Consider the following 2129-nt stretch of genomic DNA (forward strand, 5'->3'; position numbering starts at 1 on the left):
CAGGCTTATCTTGGCTGCGACTCTCATAGATAGTATCCGTCCTTAGATGCTCTTACCTATAATGGCACAGCGAGATTATTTATGTTGTATTAAATGCAGCTCACTACACTAGCTCAGGAGTTTTGAACTACTGTTTCCTCATACTTTCCAGTCTGTACCATCATCATGAAATCTGTCTCCAACATAACTGATGCAGCTATCATCACTACACTGCAACAGGCTTCGCGTCTTGGTTCAACTCCGTATTTGAGAGAACGTGCTCACGCTGTATTGCTAAGCCACTGAGGGTATACTCTTGAGCAAATAGCTGATGTATTCAGCACCCAATATCAGACCATCTCTAACTGGATAGATCAGTGGGAATATTTTGGCATTCGTGGCTTGTATAAAAGCCATGGCGGTGGTGTCCCTCTAACCTACAACCCTGAAGAAGTCGTTCGCTTCAAGGAACTGGTAAAAGATGAACCGCGTCGTATAAGACACGCCAAAGCAGTGCTTGAAGAAGAAACCCAAAAAAAACTTCGCTGCCCACGTTGAGACGCATGGCTAACAGCCTTGGCATGGTTTACAAACGAGTTCGACGGTCATGCAGTCACAAGCGAGATAAAGGGCACTTTGATCGTTGCCACAAGGCTCTTAGCGAAGCAAAAGAGGCAGAAGACAACAGGCATATTAATCTTTTTTACTTCGATGAATCTGGATTTTCACAAGAACCTTCAGTGCCCTACGCCTGGCAGCCGAAGGGAGAGCAACTTCGAATTCCTTCCGTCAAGAGTAAACGTATCAACGTACTTGGGTTTATGAACCGGAGCAACGACCTGTTCTATTATCCCGTTATTGGAATGGTTAATAGCCAGGCAGTGATCAACGTATTCAATGATTTCGCCGAGCAAATGGCCGCTCCAAAGTACAGTTCTGGTGACCGTTACACGGTGGTAATGGTTGATAACGCCAGTATCCACACGAGTCGGTTATTCCGAGAGGCGCTGGCCGACTGGGCGATCGAAAAGAAGATACTTGTCTGCTATCTGCCAACCTACTCCCCAGAACTTAACTTGATAGAAATGCTATGGCAAAAGGTGAAGTATGAATGGTTGAATTTCTTTGAGGTCATGGACTTTAAGGCTTTGAAGCAGAAGTCATACGAGTGTTTGAGCAGGTCGGTCAGGAATATATGATTTCATTTGGTTAACTACTTACTATTTGTTTATTAACGATAGACATGCATAACAGAATGCATTCGAAAATCGGTAACCGAGCATCAGGATACGCACTCCGTTTTATAGGCATTGCATCACAGATCAACCAAATAAAAAATTTTGAAGAAAAAGAGAATAGGCTGAATACATTAGTTGATATGATCGAAAAAGATAAGCTTGACCTTAAAAAACTATTTTATGCAGATTATCACAAGACTGTATCAAGTTATTATAAAAAAGATCTGTTTGAGTGGGATGATTTTCTTGGTAGTCTGAGCAAAGAACAATCACCCCTTAAGAACACAGGCGCTATTAAAGCGCCTGCACCACTTTAATAAACTGCGACACGCCAATAACGTAATTATTCAAAAATTTCTGCATTAAGGAAAATTACACGTCCACAGTCTATTGTGTGCTCTCTCGTATTGATTGAACCGGGCGTAGTACAGAAATTTCAAGGCCAACTGCCAGTAGGCTCATAGACATTGTCAATAAATGGGTGGTGGGTCAGATGTGTTGGTGAGCATAAATGTCAATCCCAAATTCTACCTTATTAATCAGCAATCCTATGACAATATCGTGCATCTTTTCGAGCTTTGAAAAACAGATTGTCCTCCGTGCCAGCCGTGAAGCAAGAAAAATGAGTGCAAAGTTATTCAATCAATTCAAAATCATCAAGCGTGCAGAAGGTGTTACAGACTCAACGCTGAATAATTATCTTGTCAATTTAAGGTCTGTTTACAATTACCTGATCAAAATTAAAGAAATTAACTATTCGAACCCTTTAGCTGGGTGCTCTCTCTGAATAATTGAAACAAAAGAACTTCAATTGTACGACTAAACCAAAACTCATTTGAAACATACGGTTCTAAATGAGCAGATAAATTGATCCAAAGCATGAAACGAAAAACGATTCAAGACGTATAATTA

Annotated in this window: 5 protein-coding genes; 4 read left to right on the forward strand and 1 reads right to left on the reverse strand. The window is 41.0% G+C overall.

Going from position 1 to position 2129, the window contains the following annotated elements; genetic code table 11:
• Positions 1-381 precede the first annotated feature (381 nt).
• Genes AKL11_RS25205 through AKL11_RS13955 form a run of 3 tightly spaced genes read left to right on the forward strand, consistent with a single transcriptional unit; the run spans position 382 to position 1534 of the window.
• Positions 382-537 (forward strand): hypothetical protein, encoded by a 156-nt coding sequence (locus AKL11_RS25205; RefSeq protein WP_157673578.1) that lies wholly within the window; start codon positions 382-384, stop codon positions 535-537.
• 5 nt (positions 538-542) lie between these two features.
• A complete protein-coding gene (locus AKL11_RS13950) occupies positions 543-1178 on the forward strand; it encodes an IS630 family transposase (RefSeq protein ID WP_067518525.1) in 636 nt (211 codons plus the stop codon).
• A 56-nt stretch (positions 1179-1234) separates the two neighbouring features.
• Positions 1235-1534, forward strand: coding sequence for a hypothetical protein (locus tag AKL11_RS13955; protein ID WP_067518527.1), 300 nt, complete (start codon positions 1235-1237; stop codon positions 1532-1534).
• Between the two features lie 172 nt (positions 1535-1706).
• Here the strand turns inward: AKL11_RS13955 and AKL11_RS26655 are convergent, their stop codons facing one another.
• Positions 1707-1859 (reverse strand): IS1 family transposase, encoded by a 153-nt coding sequence (locus AKL11_RS26655; RefSeq protein WP_216636421.1) that lies wholly within the window; start codon positions 1857-1859, stop codon positions 1707-1709.
• On the opposite strand from AKL11_RS26655, the gene AKL11_RS26785 reads away from it, so the two are divergent.
• Positions 1840-2004, forward strand: a complete 165-nt coding sequence (locus tag AKL11_RS26785) for a phage integrase (RefSeq protein WP_425387552.1) — start codon at positions 1840-1842, stop codon at positions 2002-2004. The genes AKL11_RS26655 and AKL11_RS26785 overlap by 20 nt on opposite strands.
• The last annotated feature ends 125 nt before the right edge of the window (positions 2005-2129 follow it).

This window comes from Endozoicomonas ascidiicola (genome assembly GCF_001646945.1).
Lineage (GTDB): Bacteria > Pseudomonadota > Gammaproteobacteria > Pseudomonadales > Endozoicomonadaceae > Endozoicomonas > Endozoicomonas ascidiicola.

Bases quoted from the DNA above. Each gene is read 5' to 3' on its own strand.
- AKL11_RS13955 (WP_067518527.1), top strand. From the start codon at position 1,235: ATGCATTCGAAAATCGGTAACCGAGCATCAGGATACGCACTCCGTTTT.
- AKL11_RS13950 (WP_067518525.1), top strand. From the start codon at position 543: ATGGCTAACAGCCTTGGCATGGTTTACAAACGAGTTCGACGGTCATGC.
- AKL11_RS26785 (WP_425387552.1), top strand. From the start codon at position 1,840: ATGAGTGCAAAGTTATTCAATCAATTCAAAATCATCAAGCGTGCAGAA.